This is a genomic window from Vibrio neptunius, assembly GCF_000967495.1.
GTDB classification, from domain to species: domain Bacteria; phylum Pseudomonadota; class Gammaproteobacteria; order Enterobacterales; family Vibrionaceae; genus Vibrio; species Vibrio neptunius.
Genome location: NZ_JXXU01000003.1, coordinates 80,891 through 96,165, shown reverse-complemented (window position 1 = coordinate 96,165; position 15,275 = coordinate 80,891). Strand labels below are relative to the sequence as shown.

The following is a 15,275-nucleotide window of genomic DNA, read 5'->3' as shown; positions in this document are numbered from 1 at the left end:
ACCGGAACCACCTTCGCCACTTCCAGAGCCGGCTTCCCCACCATTATTTTCATCAGATGGCTCACCGTCTTCTATTGAAGGGCCTTCTCCGTTTGTATCACTTTGATTATCGGTCGCACTCGCTGACGTATCTTGCGCATCTTCAGTACTATTCCCGGCATCTAGCTGTGCACTATCACTGCAACCAGAAAGGCCAACCATTAGGCTTAATCCGCACACGAGTAAAATAGAACGATGTACTGGTATACCTTTATTTTTATCGACTGTTTTAGGGTTAATAATGCCCATAATTTTATTCCCATCTATGACCTTACATATGCGCTTATTCACAAAACTGAGCAAGCTAGACAAGAATATTTAGTCGGAGCACAAGGGGTGACTAATTGATATTAATTTATAAAATATAAACCATAAAAATCATGAACTTAAGTAATAATATATTATTAATAATGTTATAATTGATACGTTAAACCGATATTTGCAGAGCAAACCACATTGAATGATAGCTGCTTGTTGAGTTAGGGTCGCTACGCGATCTTGTTGTACCCTGAACATACTTGGTGAGCATTGATGATCAAACCAGCAAACAGAGCGTCGTGATCAGAGCACTTTACCGCTCGTTATCATCATAGCTTTACCAACTTTTATAGACTGCAAGTTGAAGCGGCGATACGCAGAAGTCACTAACAAACGCCAACGGCAGTGCGCGCCAGTAACTCTCTTTTCTAAGCCGAGAAGGGATAACGTCAAACATGCTGCGATGTTCAGGTTTACTGTATACTCAGTTGATGCTGTCAAGATATTCAATGACATTTGCTAGCGCTGCTTATACAAGCATGCTTTTCGACAAGGTAAATTCGCTGATGGTTAGGTTATTCGGCGAAATCACATAAGCTTTCACTACAAATGGGCAATGTAAAATGTGTTATTCAACGATGATATAAACCAGAATAGTGAATTTTTATCCTTAAGATGAGAATAAATAGTTCACATGCCGATCAAGATTATTGAAAGGTAAGGTATAGAAAACATCCAAAATGGAAATAGAGAAATGAAAAAAGTCGAGTCAAAAATAACTCGACTATATTTTATCGAAAATTGTTCAGGCCTTAATACTCTAACTCGATATGATTAAGTTGTATTTCACCTTGATCCCAGGTTGTTCTACAAGTTACTTTTAACGAAGTCGAACGACGATATTCATTGTCAATAAATCGGGAGAAGTCTACGAAGCCACCATTACTTTTCAGGCCCGTCCATGCAAAGCCGCCAGGCATTCCATAGTCAAATATTTTCCAGCCCGTACCGTCTGAAATTCGGCGTAATGTTGAAAACTCACAACCGCCAGGACGACCAGCCTTCATACCCGTTAGGTAAGCATGCATATTGACCTTAACATTCCCCATATCATCATTTAAAGGGATATTACACACAAATTGACGCTCTGTTCTGCCAAAAGATGGAGCAAACATGAACCGACCATCCGCAACTCCAACTTTTTCGAGCGTCAAAGTTTTCATTGCTTGTTCAAAGTTACCCTCTTTGGCTAAATGCTTTTCAAATGCTGAATTCTTTTTCACAACATCTTCATGACATACGCTTGCTGCAGGGTATGTCTCAACCTTAGCGAAAACGTTAGTAGAAAATAAAGTGACCAACGCTGAAACTGCAATAACATTTTTCAAAACTTTACTCCTTTATAATTCCCTATTCATTCTGCATATTTAATTTAAATATTAAACCATAAACCTGGCAAATAAGATGATAACGACAAAAAACATATTAATAATAGATATTAATATCAATTAATCTGTTCAATTTTTAATTAAATATGATATATATCAAGAAACCTTAGCCATATGTCTAAAACTACAAAGCCAATATTTAAATAACGGTAAATAAGTCGTCCAGTAAATATAGGCTTGATGTAGATGTAAACTTTGACATTTTTCAATGTCTATAAATCTGACTTCTATCTTTATCTAGTATTGAGGCGCTATCTTTTTGACCGTGGACAAATACAAAGGTGAGTCAAAAGTGAGTACTCGAAGTCGTCACGTTTAACGATGTTATGACGTGGAGAGGCATGTGTTTAGTAAAAGGAAACTAATGGCAGGCTTACCATTTCTCTTTTGAGTGATTGAAGAGCGGAAGGGTACTCATTTTGAGTGGATAACACAGTAGGGATCAACAAAAAACGGGCAAGTTATGACACCAGTCTAGTCACACAACTGGCGCTTAACCTTACGAATTGAATAGCGATACCACTCACCCTGAAATTAAACCAGTGCCCTCTCTTCCTCTCGCAAGGTCAACACTTCGTAGCCGGATCTAGTTACCAACACTGTATGCTCCGATTGTGCAGACAGTTTTTTATCTCGCGTGACAACGGTCCAGCCGTCTTTCTTTGTTTTTACCCTTGCCGCACCTTGATTCACCATAGGTTCAATAGTGAAAGTCATGCCTTCCTTTAAGGTCAGCCCATGATTGGGTAACCCGTAGTGAAGTACCTGCGGGGCTTCGTGCATTTCGCGGCCAATACCGTGGCCACAATACTCTCTAACAATGCTATAACCCTGGGATTCGGCATATTGTTGAATCGCATGTCCTACATCACCCAATGTCGCACCGGGTTTAACTTGTTTAATCCCTTGCCACATAGCTGAGTAGGTGACTTCAACAAGCTTTCTCGCTAACGGCGTTGCCTCAGGCATAACATACATTTTACTGGAGTCTGCGATAAAGCCATTTTTCTCCAGCGTAATATCTAGATTAACAATATCTTTAGGCTTTAAAAACTGGCTGATTTTTGGCACACCATGACACACCACATCATTGATGGATGAGTTCAACACATATTGATAGCCATACTGCCCCTTACTCGCAGGCCTAGCTTTGAGCTGATTAACAATAAATTCCTCTACTTTATTGTTAATGTCCATTGTCGACACTCCAGGCTTTACGTAGGTATCTAGCATATGGAAAACCTCCGCAAGCAAACGGCCAGACTCACGCATTAATTCTGCCTCTGCAGCCGTTTTAACCGTCACATTATGACTCAATCGCTTCTCCTTGTTCCGAGACCACATTAGCCGCCGATACCTCAGCTGATTTCATCAAGTCGGAAACAATTTGATTGAACGACAATTGAGGATGAAGCTCTGCCAACATACCCATTTTTATCCAAAACTCCGCTTGAGAGTTGATAGAGCGAGACATAACTGAGCTGGCTTTTCTTATTTCTTCGTGTAACTCATCAGAAATTTTGACTATACCCAAAACAATAACCAATATATATAAAACATATACGAATTGTATACAGATCATTTAATTCGTCAAGCCAAACTCTGATCAAATGACACACCTGACTTCGAACTCGCTTACCCCTTTAAAAAACTGATCTGACCAGATTTTGATAGTAGATTCCGCAAGCCTTTTACGCTCAACAACTCATATCAAGCCTTACAATACGGTAGAAATTTCAATCATCTGTTGGTTGACAATTAAACAGTCGCTGTGTTGCTCTAGATAGGCGGCGCGCCTACACTGCAAGATAAATGTCATTAAAATAGAGTTCTAGACGGGGTATTGAAGCATATGATTACAGATTACGATAAATATCTAAGCTCTGAGCTGCCAAATTACTGGGGAGAGATTAAGACGTCGTGGAAATCACCAAAAAGTGGCAAGTACATCTACCTAGAGCTCACCAGCGGTCATCCTTTCCTCAAACACGTCGAAGATTTTGTTAACGAAAACATCTCAGCTAGGAAAGTGGTGTCCCCCACAGCAGAAGGTGCCCGTATGCATTACGCCTTCGAGATGAAAAACAATCCCGATAATAGCGAAATGATGGTGACAAGAATGACGCGCAGAATGAAGGAGGGTAAAGGTGACGTTAAGCCTCCTGAGTCTGCGAACATTTCCATTCGCTCTTTGAAAATCATTTACAACAAAGAGTTGTTAGCGACTTATAAATCGTTTCTCAATACCAATTACTCACTTGGTGAAAACTCAGCCAATAAGATTGGTGCCACCAAATTCCAGTCTAAATTTCAAAATGACACCGATTATACGGATTTCTGTGCTCCGGTGCTTAACCGAAGAAATGGCGAGTTAATGCTGTTCCATGGCACTTCACCTTATATCGGTGATTTGATTGCAGGAGGCGGATTCAGACCCGATCTCGGCAAGAAAAATGCGAAGTCTGGATGTTATGGGATGCTCGGCCAAGGTGCCTATTTCTCGGATAACTTCTCAAAGATAATGACCTATTCAACTTGTCCTCAATGTGGTGACTATCGCTGCTTCTGCAGAGACAGCACAGGTAGGAAATTTAGTAAAACGGCGCTCATTTCCAGAGTGTGCCTCGGTCATTCAAAGCTCTTTCCTCACCTTATTCATAAAGCCATTCCGTTCACTTCCGCCAGAAGTGCCTTTAAAAAAGTGAGTTCAGTTCAGGCGAAAGAATTAGGCTATGACTCGGTGATTTCTCGAGGCACAAATAATCACTTCTGGAATATTTCCAGCGGCAATAATGAGTTTATGATTACTGGTGCTAGCCAAGCTTACCCTGAGATCATTTTTGATTACGTTATTGGTGAAGATAACGTTTCAGACAATCACTACTTTATCGATCTTATTTCAGGTGCCTTGGCTAAGTACGACAGTGCGATTAAATTTCGCCAAAGCAGTCAATCCAAGCAGGCTGTGAGAACGCTGAAAAACTTAATCACTCGTAGAGATTCCGACAAACTAGTGACCGCAGTGAATTACTATATGTCTGTCTCTGCCAAAAGTAGCGTATTGGCCAGTCAGTACGGAAAGCCGCTCAAACCAGGTTCTCGTTTGCATAAATTGCTCCAGAGCGCGATGGTACAAAGCGGCGCTTACCAAGACTATTAAGCGAATGCTTCCTAATAGCCGGCCCGACACTATCGGGCCACCATTTTTTCCTCTGTATTTCAGCTTGAGATCGCTGTATTTTCCTGTACTTTACCTGATATTCGCTTGAGCGTTTTTTTCGAGCCTTTGGCCACCTCTATTTTTAGGTAAATATACATGTCGCTTTCAGATATCAAATTCGTCGCTGCCGATATGGACGGCACTCTCTTGGATGAAAACAGCCATCTTAACCCTGAATTTTTCGAACTCTACGAGCAGCTTGAACAGAAGCAGATCATGTTTGCAGCGGCGTCAGGGCGTCAATATTACAGCCTGATGGAGACTTTCTCTCCAATTAAAGATCGTATGATGTTCGTCGCTGAAAATGGCACGCTGGTCATGCATCAAGGAAAAGAGCTTTACAGCTGCACGATTGATGACAGTGCGATTGAAGCCATTATTGAGCAGGCACGCGCGATCAGCGGAACACACATTGTACTTTGCGGTAAAAACTCAGCTTACATTGAAACGCAAAACCCGCGAGCATTGGAAGAATTTGCCAAGTATTACCATCGCTGCGAGTACGTTGAAGATCTACTCAGCGTTGAAGAAGAGTTCATTAAAGTCGCCATTTGTCACTTCAACGGCACCGAAGAGCTCGTATTCCCCACCATGAACGAGCACTTTGGCGACAGTCATCAAGTGGTAGTCAGCGCTAAGATCTGGCTCGATGTGATGAATGCGGAGGCTTCTAAGGGCGCAGCCATTAAACATCTCCAACAGACGCTTGGCTTCAGTCATGAGCAAACCATGAGCTTTGGTGACTACCTCAATGATTTGGAAATGCTCAAAGAAAGCTACCACTCGTATGCGATGGAGAATGCCCACGAGACCATAAAACAATCCGCTCGATTCCGCGCACCCAGTAATCGAGAGAATGGCGTCCTTCAGATCATTAAGGACAAGCTGCTTTAAAGCGCATCCACTTAAAGCCCGTCAGCGTCATTTTCGGGCTTTTTCTCATCTTCGATTATCACTGCCTAGGCTTTATCTTTCTCCGATAGGTCTGCGAGTTGCTGCGTGATATCTTCTTGCCTCTTGGAGCAGCGTTCAACTGTCTCTGCTGTCACCTTAAGGGCTTTGGCCATCTGAGACACATTATGCGTTGCACTGAATACCGTACTCTGAAGTGGTCTTAGCAATAGCCAGTACACTGCCCCGATAACAGCGATCAAGATGACACCGACTAAAGTAACGATCAACACGATCTTAAACTGCAAATCGTCGAAAAATCGCTGACTCTTTTCACTGACCACTTGTTGTGAGTGCTGAATAGCAGCAGGGAAGCTCGCAACAGACTCTTTGGAGATGGTGACCAGTTGATTGAGATTGGCAATAGTCTCACTCAGCGTCTGCTTCTGTTGTTCGGTCAGATTGTCACTGTGCGCTATGCCATCAAGCGCACCCGCAATGTTATCCAAGGATACACGAGTTTGATCGATGGACTTCTCAATCCCTTCCAACTCCAGCGTCACATTAACGTCAATGAATGCACTGTCATTCTCAGAGTTTTGCTGCCCAAAAGCACTCAAAGAGATCAATACAAGCCCTAGCATCATCCAGATTTTCATCGATTTGGTCTCATTATCTTCACGTCTCTTTTCAATAATTTAGCTTTCCTTTCAGCGTGTTACTGAGATAGATAGCAAAAACGAGAGTTAGCCCCTGAAACGAACGGTAAAAATCAGCGCGATACCTCCCAAAATCAGTAATGACGACATGACTGCATTTAAAGTCAGCATTTCACCCAGTAGTAAACTACCCGCAATAAACGCAATCACAGGTACCGCCAATTGAGACACAGAAGCTTGAAGCATCGAAAGCTGCTTTAGAACCTGATACCAAACAATGTAACCCAGTCCTGATGCGAACACCCCAGACAATAGCGCCCACGTTGCTCCCTGCGCAGTGATAGACTCCAATGAGAGTAGAGCGGGGCTAAACATCAGAGCTATCAGGCTCGCTACCAAAAAACCATGAGTTATCGACTGAGCCGCATTGGGGGTGTTACGGCCCAGCAAGGTGAACCCCGCCCAACAAATACCTGAGACCAACATTAAAGCTGCGGAACCCAAATCGGGCGTCTTGGCAGATGGCAACATAAGCACAATAAAGCCGGTTAGAGAGAGGCCAATGCCGATGCTCTCTCCTATTTTGAGGCGATGCCCTGTCATTAGATGAAAAGCAATCAAAGCCATCTGCACCGTTCCAAATAGAATTAACGCGCCGGTCCCTGTGGTAAGCTCGGTGTAGGCGAATGAAAAACAGACAGCATAACCAAACAATGCTCCCCCAGCCCACCAACTCGCTTTGTCACGGATAGAGTCGTAGCTCATCTGGCCCCTGAAAGCTAAGATAAGCCATAACGTTGCCGCTCCAGACACCAAACGAAGCCAAGTAAATGAGCCAGGGTCAATGGCATCATTGGCCAGAGCGAATCGACAGAAAAAGGAGTTAGCGGCGAACGCCGTGAGCGCAGCGATAAGAAGAATAGATTTATGCATACATATCCCTTTTGACCATAGGAGTGTATGGTGAAAGCTGAGGTTTAGGATAGTTCGGTTGTTTCTGTTTAATACTCGAAAGCTATATCGATAGACAATTAAAAAGCCGCGATGATTATCGCGGCTTAGACTCATGGATGAGTTTAGTGAGACTGTTCACGGCTTAATTGTGCAGAATGGAGCTCTTGATACACTTTCGCTTCTTCCCGCCCCATATATTTGCCTAATGTTCTGACTGGCACCGACGTCAGGTCGACAACAATCAAGCCATCCAGTGCAAAGTTAAAGGCAGGGTCAACATTAAAGCAAACCAGCTTACCGTTCATTCCAAGGTATTGTCTCAACAACACAGGTAACCCCATACCTTGCTCAAGGCGACTTAGCACTTTAGAGAGCAGGGGTAAATCAGCCAATGAACTCAACATATCCGGACGCCAGAATTCCTGACCACTTTTCTCTAATGGTGTAGTTGGCGATACGAGTTTTGCTTTCTCTTCATCGTAATAATGAACAGACATTACCGATGCAATCAGCTGTCTCGCAACCGGACTATAATCGTTGCTGATACTGACCGGACCAAATAAGTGCGTGTATTTCGGATGGCGCTCAACAAACTTGGCGATGCCTTTCCATAACAGGAGTAAGGAGTGCATGTTACGCTGGTATTGTTTCGATACCACAGAACGCCCAAGCTCAATCGACTGACCCAAGGTATCAACAAACGCTTGGTCATAGTTGAACAGACTGGTGGAATATAGCTGTTCAATCCCGCCTTTAGCAATCAGCTCATCCACCAGACCTAAGCGGTAAGCACCCACTAACTCTTGGTTGGCATGATTCCAAACAAATAACTGATGATAGTGCGGGTCGAATCTGTCTATATCGCACGATAAACCGCTACCTTCACCGACTTCACGGAAGCTTTCTTCACGCACTCGGCCAATTTCCTGCATCATGTGTGGAATCGCATCCGTTGGAGCGCAGTAAACATCAAAGTCACCTTGTTCGAGGAACTTGTAGTGTTCAATCTGCGACAACTCATTCTCCAATGTGGCAACACCAACAGGAGCAATAATTGGCTCGGCCTCATCCGTCTGGGTTGCAGACGTCAGCGGCTTTCCCATGCTGCCCATTAAATACGTATTAAGACGGAAGTACTGGGTAATATCTTCTTCATCCTCAAAACCTTTGATTTCTGAGAATGGGATGGCATTGCCGATTGAGACAGATATCGTCTGCCCTGCTTTGTTCAGCAGTTCACGTCCAAGTAGCGCCGTTCTTAGCAAAGGATGGATTCGTCCCGCTTGGTAAAAGAGCTTACTGTTCATGCCATTGATAAAAACCGGCACCGTTGTCGCTTCGGCATGCTTGACAAACTTGGCAACAGATTTACTCCAAGCTTTATCAGTGATTTTGTTTTCATTCGCCTGCCAAGCAGACACTTCGCCGGCAGGGAAGATAATCAACACCCCACCCTCTTTGAGATGCTGATTGGCTTCTTTAATCGCTTTTCTATTGGTTTGTCTGGCTTGTTCTCCGCCAAATACGTTCACTCCAATGAACAGGTCATTCAGTTCAGGAATGCGTTTAAGCAGCTCATTCGCCAGTACTTTTACGTCCTTTCGCGCCTTAGAAATCAGTGACGCGAGAATGATCCCTTCAATGCCACCAAATGGATGGTTAGCAACAATCAGCACCGAACCTTGGGCGGGGATATTTTCCAGACTACCATGGTCGACTTCATACTGGGTGCCAATTCGGTTGAGCGCTTCTTGCATAAACTCAAAGCCGTCTTCCGGCAAGATATCTTGCTTGTAGAGAGCGTCGAGCGTTGATAAACCCGTTGCCCACTCCACCATTGACTCACCAATACCAAACGGTGTTTTTCGCGGCAATCTGAAAGGACTGTCCAACATATTAAGCTCCTTTTGCTAGCAAGTTGTTGGTAAAGGTTCCTTCTGTTTTCACATCACGAATGAAGAGGAATACACCGCACGCCCAAACAATACATGCCATACCAAATAGAAGACCGCCATCATCACCAACAATCTCCCCCATAGCGTTGAACTCAGGCATTACAATGCCTAGTGGGGTAAATAGGTGGAAGAAAATCGCACCTGTCATGATACCTGCACTCATTGCCGCACCAACACCGTGCAAGCGAGTAAACAGCAGGATTGAAGCAATCAGCTCAGACAAACCAATCAAGTAACCACCGTAAACACCAAACCATTCAATCCCTGACCATTCTCCCAAAGTGCCAAAGATATGGTCCGTCTCATAAGAGCCAGAGAACTTGAAGAACAACGATTGAATAAAAACAAAGGCAATGAACGCTGAAGGAATATGCTTAATCGGAGAAAATTTCATAGAGGGCAGTCCTTGTTAGTTAACGAGAGTTGGCCAATTGATATCAGCTTGTTTGATGTGACCTGTACGGTCGTCATCCCACCAGCTTTTCACTTCTGCGTCGTAGTTCAAGTAAAGCTTACCGTCGACGATCGCCCATTGTTTTGGATCCGCTGACGCAAAATCGTTTTTAGCTGAAATTGCCCAAGCGCAGTAACCGCCATATTGAGGTGCGTAAGCTTCAGGGTCTGCTTTAAATTTGTCTAAGTTCTCCTGAGAAGAGAAATACCAGTCAGCGCCCTCATACTCGACTTGCCACTTGCTATCTCCTTTGACAGGCTTGCCTTCGGTAAAATAGGCCACCGTGTCATAACCGCTTACCGCTTTGCTGCTGAATATTCCGGTGTAAATTTTATCTGCTGACCAAGATGGGAAACTGACTAACATGATTAAAAGGGCAAATAACTTCTTCATTTAAAGACTCCTTGTGCAACAACGTCGGCCTTCAAACAACTTTGTGTCGTTCGAAAATCAACATTGCGGTGATTGTCGATTGATTGGTAGTTCATTTCTTGTTTAGTAGAAGACACGACAACTGAGCTAAAACTTACAGTGCGAGCGTCATTTCTTTCCATAAGAGGAGAAAGATGTGGATAGCTTTCATCAAACGTCTGATGAAAGCGCTTACCTATCTCTTCATCTGGCGTCGTCAACACCAATTCGTTAAATAGGTTTAGGCGATATTGTCTCGCATCTTCGTAGTGCAAAGCCGCAGAAACTATCGGAGCAAACGCATGTGAACGCGTAAGTTGTTCCCCATCCCATGTCCATAGCACGGTTTCATTCGCGGTTCTGCGTGTATCGAAAGAGACCACAGTGAAAGGTGCAAAATGTGTGAGTGTCATTTCCAACAATCGAGCATCGACAGTTTTACTGGAACAACTGCTAGCAAGACGTTTAATGATCATGCCCCGACTGGTTAGCGGACCTTGTGGTGTTTTCCCTTGGTAGAAGTTAAGCAGACACACAGTAACACCGTGTTCATTGGCGGATATCCAACTACCTCCACCGACAGGGTCAATCGGCATCACACAATGCACACCATCAATGACTAGACTTTGTGGCTCAAGCGCTGGCAGGCGAGAACGCTGCTCATCGCGATTGAAATAGACTTCGTAGTGGTTATTGCCATGGTAAATCCAAGATAATGTACACATAGATTACTGCGCCCTTTGGTAAGTTGCCGTCGTTGGTGCGACGCCAAAATGGCTGTCTGATGCCACGCCTCTTAACGATGCCACCACTTTCGCCATCGCAAAGTGATGAGTGGCGTGTAGCGCGGCGAAAGTAATTTCGCGAACGAAGGTCGAAGTCACTTCTTCAACGTGCGTTTGAGAGAGCATCACTTCTGTTTCAACTTGAACTGGCTGGTGTAATTCATTGGCTGGTAAAGCAAACAGCCACTCAATCAACTCAGCGATTTCCTGCTTAGCAACATTAATATCTCGCTCAACGTTGTGACCACGGCGACGAACGTTGTAATCAATTTTGTCACGGTCCAAACGAATTGCATGAAACAGGTCGAGCCAATGACGGTAGTGCTCTCCAATCGAGCTGCTCACATGGGGTTGAGCAATATAGGTATAATCTTCCGGTTGCAGCGTTTCTAAAAACTCGTAACCCTGATTGAGCGTCTCAATACAGCCGACAACGGCCTGAGAAGGCTGATATTTGGCAAGCATGGCTGAAAGCGTCGAAGTATTGTTCATAAACATTTTTCCTGCGCAGAGCTATTAATCGGTCATGGGATAAAGCTGAGTCAGCAATTTTTCTTCTCGCCACGCCCGTAATAGCGCACCCAGAGAAGGCGTCTGATGGCCTTGTTGTTTGTGTTTGGAGCCAATTTGATAAAGCAAACGGTACTGTTTAAGCAGCGTACTGAAGATATGCGACAGTGATGTGTCGCTGTCCCAGATATGCGCGGCTTCACTACTCGCTCCATTGATTTCGAGAATGTCGAACGCTTCACCACGCATTAATGCGTTGATATCTTTAAATTTCACATCCAGACGACCGTAGTTAAAGCCTTCAAAGTCACCGAGAACTTCGTCCAGCTTTTGTTCGAGAGCCTCCGTGATGAATTGATTGCCATCGCGGAAGATACAACCACGTGAATGGCTACCCGCAAATGCCAACTGAAACTCGTCCCCTTCAGGAATAACCACATCGAGATGTTCACTATGACGAGGTAAATACAAATGCTGAAGTTTGCCTGCACGTGGACAGTGTTCAATCAACTGTTTGAGTGAAGAGCGGCCATCACCCATCACACGTGGGGAGTATTTAAGAGTGATGGAAATAACCTTGCCTCGCTCCTCTCCCGGTTGTCTGACATAGAATATTCCCGCTTCAGCACTGTAGTCTGAGCGAACTTGCAACAGAAAGCGTCCTTGAGAAGGAAACTGAGCGATATAGTCTTTGAGTTGTTGGTCGCCATTCACCAACTTGACCCCAACCCCTCGGCAACCCAAATCAGGCTTTGCCACAAGAGGGTAAGTAATTCCTTGCTGTTTGAGTTGTTCTTTTGCTTGCGTAAACAATTGCTCTTCATTGGTGTCAGATTTCTCCAACGTAATGAAAGGCAAGATCCACTGGCGAGTAATATCTCCAGCCGCGCTGAAAATGTCGTGTTTGGATTCTCCAACCATGCCGCTAAGTTTGATCGCAGGGTTAGCAATCAGCGGTAGCGCCCAATCTCTGTGATACAGGCTTAATGCTGCACTTTGGACAACCACAGGGGCATAAACAAACCAAGCTGGTAAAAATTCAAATGGCGAGATGACTCTTTTCGGTTCATGGAGAACTGGCATTCCCGCATTGACCTTCCCTTGTGGAATCATTTCGACATTAGCGAGCTGTGTCATAAGAGCCTCTTAAGAATGTTTTTGTAATAATTTTATTGAGCATCCACATTAAGCATAGACCTGCTGGAATCAGCACCCAGCTAACGTGACTCTCTTTCAGCCAGGCCACACTGCCTAACTGGTAGAAGGAACCAAAAATCAAAGTAGTCCAAAGCCCTGTTGCACCAATCACCGCGACAAAAAATCGCATCATAGGCACATCAAGAAAACCGCTTAGCGTGAAGCCCACAGTACGCAGGCCCGGAATGAAACGAACAATAAACAGGGTAATAAACGCGCTCTGATGAAGTTTCTTCTTTACTTGACGAACACGTTGATATTGGAAAATTCGATATCGTAGCAAGCGTACACGTTGCGCACTCTTCCCCATCAGATAGAGGCCAAGGTCGCCTGTGGCAATTCCAACGAAGATAGCCGCTAGCGCGATACTCATTGGCATTAACTCTTGTACTGCGAGCGTTGCGGCGGTCACAATGGCTAAGTCTTCCAGTAAATATGAAAGCAGGATGATGCCAACAAACAGCATTGCGACTGATGTATGCCCAGCGTACAACCATGCCTGTATCTGATTTGCTAACTCCATCTCTAACCTCAGTAATACTTCTTCAAATCTTCAGCGCTACTCGCATAGGCCGGCTAACTATCCATGGCGTTTATCACTGCGCCATGGTTAACAAGATAGGGAAATCAATAAGAAAATTTCACATACATAAAATTTAGTTGAAAACAGTTCGCTAAGAGGAAGAAATGACAGAGTTTTTTCTCGATGCCATTCAAGACTCAATGGTACCATTCGCAAGTACGTTGTCATTTAGCAGACAGTGTATGGCACATTCAGGGGGGCTTAGTTTATCCCGACTACGTTAGCGCGATGTTCACTGCACCTAACGCTGAACTCATCCGGTAGAGCTTGCTACTCATCGGTTGTCACAATTTCGACACATCCGAGTTGCCTTTTCTAAGCCCGCATCGCTTACTATCAAGTCTAATTAAATCAAGGTGTTGATATCCATGACCATTCAGCTTTTGCCCGTCCCTGAACAAGAATTTCCTGAGGTGTTTTCTAGTGTCAAACAAGCACTATATGATCATGTTGATGCGGTCTTCGGCTGGGATGACCAGTTTCAGAGGCAGCGGCTGTCAAGCGACTATCAGCCAGAGTGGTTTCATTGGATTGTTAGCCAGCAGAACAAGGTCGGGCTAGTGTGCTTCAAACCTTACGACACCGCTTACCACATTCACTTGTTGATCCTCTTTCCTCAGTATCAAAATCAGGGTTTGGGACAAGGGGTCATGCAGCAGATCAACACTCTCGTTAAAAGTGAAGGCCGCAACAAAATCACGTTGTCTAGCTTCGCTCGCAACACCAAAGCTATCCAGTTTTACACTCGGCTAGGCTATCAAGTCATTGAAGAGGATGAATGTTTTGTCTCAATGGCATTGCATTGGTAACGGCATCAAGGAAAGAGTCAATTGCCCATTACCAGACCAGCAATACCTAGCCTGCAAGCCAAGGAGACACGAGACAAACCGTTTGTTTGTCAAAGTCCAGCTCCGCTTCAACGCCCAACGGTGTCACCAGCATAGGATGTGTGTGGCAACTGTCAAAACCGCACAGAATGGGCACTTTTTGGCCGTTCAACACCTCATTCAAAACATCAAGAGGCGTACGGCCTGTTCCTTTGTCATCAAACAGCTCATGTTTACCAAGTACGATGGCAGCGACACGGTCGAACACGCCGCAAAGCTTGAGTAGATTAAAGCTGCGCTCTACCACGGCAATGTTATGAAGAGAATCTTCGATAAGCAGGATGTCGCCTTGAGCAATGTCAGGCATGTAGGGGCTGCCCCAAATCCCATTCATGGTGTTCAGGTTTCCACCAATAATACGACCTCGTACTTTCCCTTCACCAATAAACTGCCATTCATTGGCGATCACTGGTTTGGCCTTAGTTTGGGACTCCCAGTCCATCATCACATCAGTCCAGGCTTCAGGCATCTGATAGCGATATGGTAGCGAAGGCGCGGAACAGAGCAGAGATTCAAACGAAGAAAAAGTCTCATCAACCAGAGGGGGAAACTCACCAAATGATGCAACCAAAGCGGGGCCATAAAAGGTGATAAGCCCTGTCTGAGCATAGATCCCCAATAAAAGAGCCGTGACGTCAGAATAACCGACAATGATTTTCGGATCCGCTTTTAAGGCCTGATAATCAATATAGGGCAGTAAAGCGTTGCTGTTATTGCCACCGATGGTCGAAATAATACAACGAACTTCTGGGTCACGAATCAGGATGTTAAGTTCCTCGGCACGATCTTGAATGGAACCCGAGCGATAATGATCTGACTTTCCGGTTAGCTTACCATCTTTAAGTCTAAACCCTTTGCTTTCGAGATACGTTTTAGCTCGTAGGAACCGAGTCGGGGCAAAATGAGTTGCCGGTGACGAAGGGGAGAAAAATCCTATGGTGTCGCCGTTCGATAGGTGACTTGGTAATAATATAGACAAAGCGGGTACTCCTTAACCCAACAAAATTTTTTCAAGTGCCACGTT

General features: G+C 44.6%; 18 protein-coding genes. 3 read left to right on the top strand and 15 right to left on the bottom strand.

The annotated features are described in order from the left end of the window. The 5 genes from TW84_RS02360 to TW84_RS02345 form a co-directional block, all read right to left on the bottom strand. Positions 1 to 288 (bottom strand): hypothetical protein (locus TW84_RS02360; protein ID WP_045974073.1); only part of this gene is annotated, 288 nt, incomplete at its 3' end. A 312-nt stretch (positions 289 to 600) separates the two neighbouring features. Continuing rightward, complete coding sequence (locus TW84_RS24300) at positions 601 to 813, bottom strand: hypothetical protein (protein WP_157633994.1); 213 nt, start codon at positions 811 to 813, stop codon at positions 601 to 603. 296 nt (positions 814 to 1,109) lie between these two features. Next, complete coding sequence (locus TW84_RS02355) at positions 1,110 to 1,685, bottom strand: hypothetical protein (RefSeq protein ID WP_045974072.1); 576 nt, start codon at positions 1,683 to 1,685, stop codon at positions 1,110 to 1,112. A 594-nt stretch (positions 1,686 to 2,279) separates the two neighbouring features. Beyond that, complete coding sequence (map, locus tag TW84_RS02350) at positions 2,280 to 3,062, bottom strand: type I methionyl aminopeptidase (protein ID WP_275041654.1); 783 nt, start codon at positions 3,060 to 3,062, stop codon at positions 2,280 to 2,282. Further along, positions 3,052 to 3,279, bottom strand: a complete 228-nt coding sequence (locus tag TW84_RS02345) for a ParD-like family protein (protein WP_045974078.1) — start codon at positions 3,277 to 3,279, stop codon at positions 3,052 to 3,054. The genes map and TW84_RS02345 overlap by 11 nt, the downstream gene beginning before the upstream one ends. Positions 3,280 to 3,597: 318 nt before the next feature. Here TW84_RS02345 and TW84_RS02340 point away from each other — a divergent pair, with 318 nt between their 5' ends. After that, the gene (locus TW84_RS02340) at positions 3,598 to 4,905 is read left to right on the top strand and encodes a poly(ADP-ribose) polymerase family protein (protein ID WP_045974070.1); all 1,308 of its coding nucleotides are present in this window, start codon (positions 3,598 to 3,600) and stop codon (positions 4,903 to 4,905) included. A gap of 156 nt (positions 4,906 to 5,061) precedes the next feature. Next, complete coding sequence (locus TW84_RS02335) at positions 5,062 to 5,859, top strand: Cof-type HAD-IIB family hydrolase (protein WP_045974069.1); 798 nt, start codon at positions 5,062 to 5,064, stop codon at positions 5,857 to 5,859. Between the two features lie 65 nt (positions 5,860 to 5,924). Here TW84_RS02335 and TW84_RS02330 read toward each other — a convergent pair whose 3' ends face one another. The 9 genes from TW84_RS02330 to TW84_RS02290 all read right to left on the bottom strand — a co-directional run bounded on the left by TW84_RS02330 (position 5,925) and on the right by TW84_RS02290 (position 13,304). Further along, positions 5,925 to 6,515, bottom strand: a complete 591-nt coding sequence (locus TW84_RS02330; RefSeq protein ID WP_045974068.1) for a hypothetical protein — start codon at positions 6,513 to 6,515, stop codon at positions 5,925 to 5,927. An 87-nt stretch (positions 6,516 to 6,602) separates the two neighbouring features. After that, the gene (locus TW84_RS02325) at positions 6,603 to 7,448 is read right to left on the bottom strand and encodes a DMT family transporter (protein WP_045974067.1); all 846 of its coding nucleotides are present in this window, start codon (positions 7,446 to 7,448) and stop codon (positions 6,603 to 6,605) included. A gap of 143 nt (positions 7,449 to 7,591) precedes the next feature. Next, positions 7,592 to 9,364 (bottom strand): lysophospholipid acyltransferase family protein, encoded by a 1,773-nt coding sequence (locus TW84_RS02320; protein ID WP_045974066.1) that lies wholly within the window; start codon positions 9,362 to 9,364, stop codon positions 7,592 to 7,594. 1 nt (position 9,365) lies between these two features. Next, positions 9,366 to 9,818 (bottom strand): hypothetical protein, encoded by a 453-nt coding sequence (locus TW84_RS02315; protein WP_045974065.1) that lies wholly within the window; start codon positions 9,816 to 9,818, stop codon positions 9,366 to 9,368. A 15-nt stretch (positions 9,819 to 9,833) separates the two neighbouring features. After that, entirely contained in the window at positions 9,834 to 10,271 is a 438-nt protein-coding gene (locus TW84_RS02310; protein WP_045974064.1) for a YHS domain-containing (seleno)protein, read from the bottom strand. Then, a complete protein-coding gene (locus TW84_RS02305; protein WP_045974063.1) occupies positions 10,268 to 11,014 on the bottom strand; it encodes an NRDE family protein in 747 nt (248 codons plus the stop codon). Before TW84_RS02305 ends, TW84_RS02310 begins: the two co-directional genes overlap by 4 nt. Before the next feature lie 3 nt (positions 11,015 to 11,017). Next, positions 11,018 to 11,566, bottom strand: coding sequence for a GAT domain-containing protein (locus TW84_RS02300; protein ID WP_045974062.1), 549 nt, complete (start codon positions 11,564 to 11,566; stop codon positions 11,018 to 11,020). Between the two features lie 24 nt (positions 11,567 to 11,590). Then, positions 11,591 to 12,721 carry a hypothetical protein gene (locus tag TW84_RS02295; protein ID WP_045974061.1) on the bottom strand — a complete coding sequence of 377 codons (1,131 nt, stop codon included), beginning with the start codon at positions 12,719 to 12,721 and terminating at the stop codon, positions 11,591 to 11,593. Then, on the bottom strand, positions 12,705 to 13,304 hold the full coding sequence (locus tag TW84_RS02290) for a DedA family protein (protein WP_045974060.1): 600 nt from the start codon (positions 13,302 to 13,304) through the stop codon (positions 12,705 to 12,707). The genes TW84_RS02295 and TW84_RS02290 overlap by 17 nt, the downstream gene beginning before the upstream one ends. A 428-nt stretch (positions 13,305 to 13,732) precedes the next feature. Here TW84_RS02290 and TW84_RS02285 point away from each other — a divergent pair, with 428 nt between their 5' ends. Then, a complete protein-coding gene (locus TW84_RS02285) occupies positions 13,733 to 14,173 on the top strand; it encodes a GNAT family N-acetyltransferase (RefSeq protein WP_045974059.1) in 441 nt (146 codons plus the stop codon). A 46-nt stretch (positions 14,174 to 14,219) separates the two neighbouring features. Here TW84_RS02285 and TW84_RS02280 read toward each other — a convergent pair whose 3' ends face one another. Next, positions 14,220 to 15,230: a S66 family peptidase gene (locus TW84_RS02280; RefSeq protein ID WP_045974058.1), complete on the bottom strand. Its 1,011-nt coding sequence runs from the start codon at positions 15,228 to 15,230 to the stop codon at positions 14,220 to 14,222. Between the last annotated feature and the right edge of the window lie 45 nt (positions 15,231 to 15,275).

Bases quoted from the DNA above. Each gene is read 5' to 3' on its own strand.
- TW84_RS24300 (WP_157633994.1), bottom strand. From the start codon at position 813: ATGTCATTGAATATCTTGACAGCATCAACTGAGTATACAGTAAACCTG.
- TW84_RS02340 (WP_045974070.1), top strand. From the start codon at position 3,598: ATGATTACAGATTACGATAAATATCTAAGCTCTGAGCTGCCAAATTAC.
- TW84_RS02335 (WP_045974069.1), top strand. From the start codon at position 5,062: ATGTCGCTTTCAGATATCAAATTCGTCGCTGCCGATATGGACGGCACT.
- TW84_RS02330 (WP_045974068.1), bottom strand. From the start codon at position 6,515: ATGAAAATCTGGATGATGCTAGGGCTTGTATTGATCTCTTTGAGTGCT.
- TW84_RS02325 (WP_045974067.1), bottom strand. From the start codon at position 7,448: ATGCATAAATCTATTCTTCTTATCGCTGCGCTCACGGCGTTCGCCGCT.
- TW84_RS02320 (WP_045974066.1), bottom strand. From the start codon at position 9,364: ATGTTGGACAGTCCTTTCAGATTGCCGCGAAAAACACCGTTTGGTATT.
- TW84_RS02315 (WP_045974065.1), bottom strand. From the start codon at position 9,818: ATGAAATTTTCTCCGATTAAGCATATTCCTTCAGCGTTCATTGCCTTT.
- TW84_RS02310 (WP_045974064.1), bottom strand. From the start codon at position 10,271: ATGAAGAAGTTATTTGCCCTTTTAATCATGTTAGTCAGTTTCCCATCT.
- TW84_RS02305 (WP_045974063.1), bottom strand. From the start codon at position 11,014: ATGTGTACATTATCTTGGATTTACCATGGCAATAACCACTACGAAGTC.
- TW84_RS02300 (WP_045974062.1), bottom strand. From the start codon at position 11,566: ATGAACAATACTTCGACGCTTTCAGCCATGCTTGCCAAATATCAGCCT.
- TW84_RS02295 (WP_045974061.1), bottom strand. From the start codon at position 12,721: ATGACACAGCTCGCTAATGTCGAAATGATTCCACAAGGGAAGGTCAAT.
- TW84_RS02290 (WP_045974060.1), bottom strand. From the start codon at position 13,304: ATGGAGTTAGCAAATCAGATACAGGCATGGTTGTACGCTGGGCATACA.
- TW84_RS02285 (WP_045974059.1), top strand. From the start codon at position 13,733: ATGACCATTCAGCTTTTGCCCGTCCCTGAACAAGAATTTCCTGAGGTG.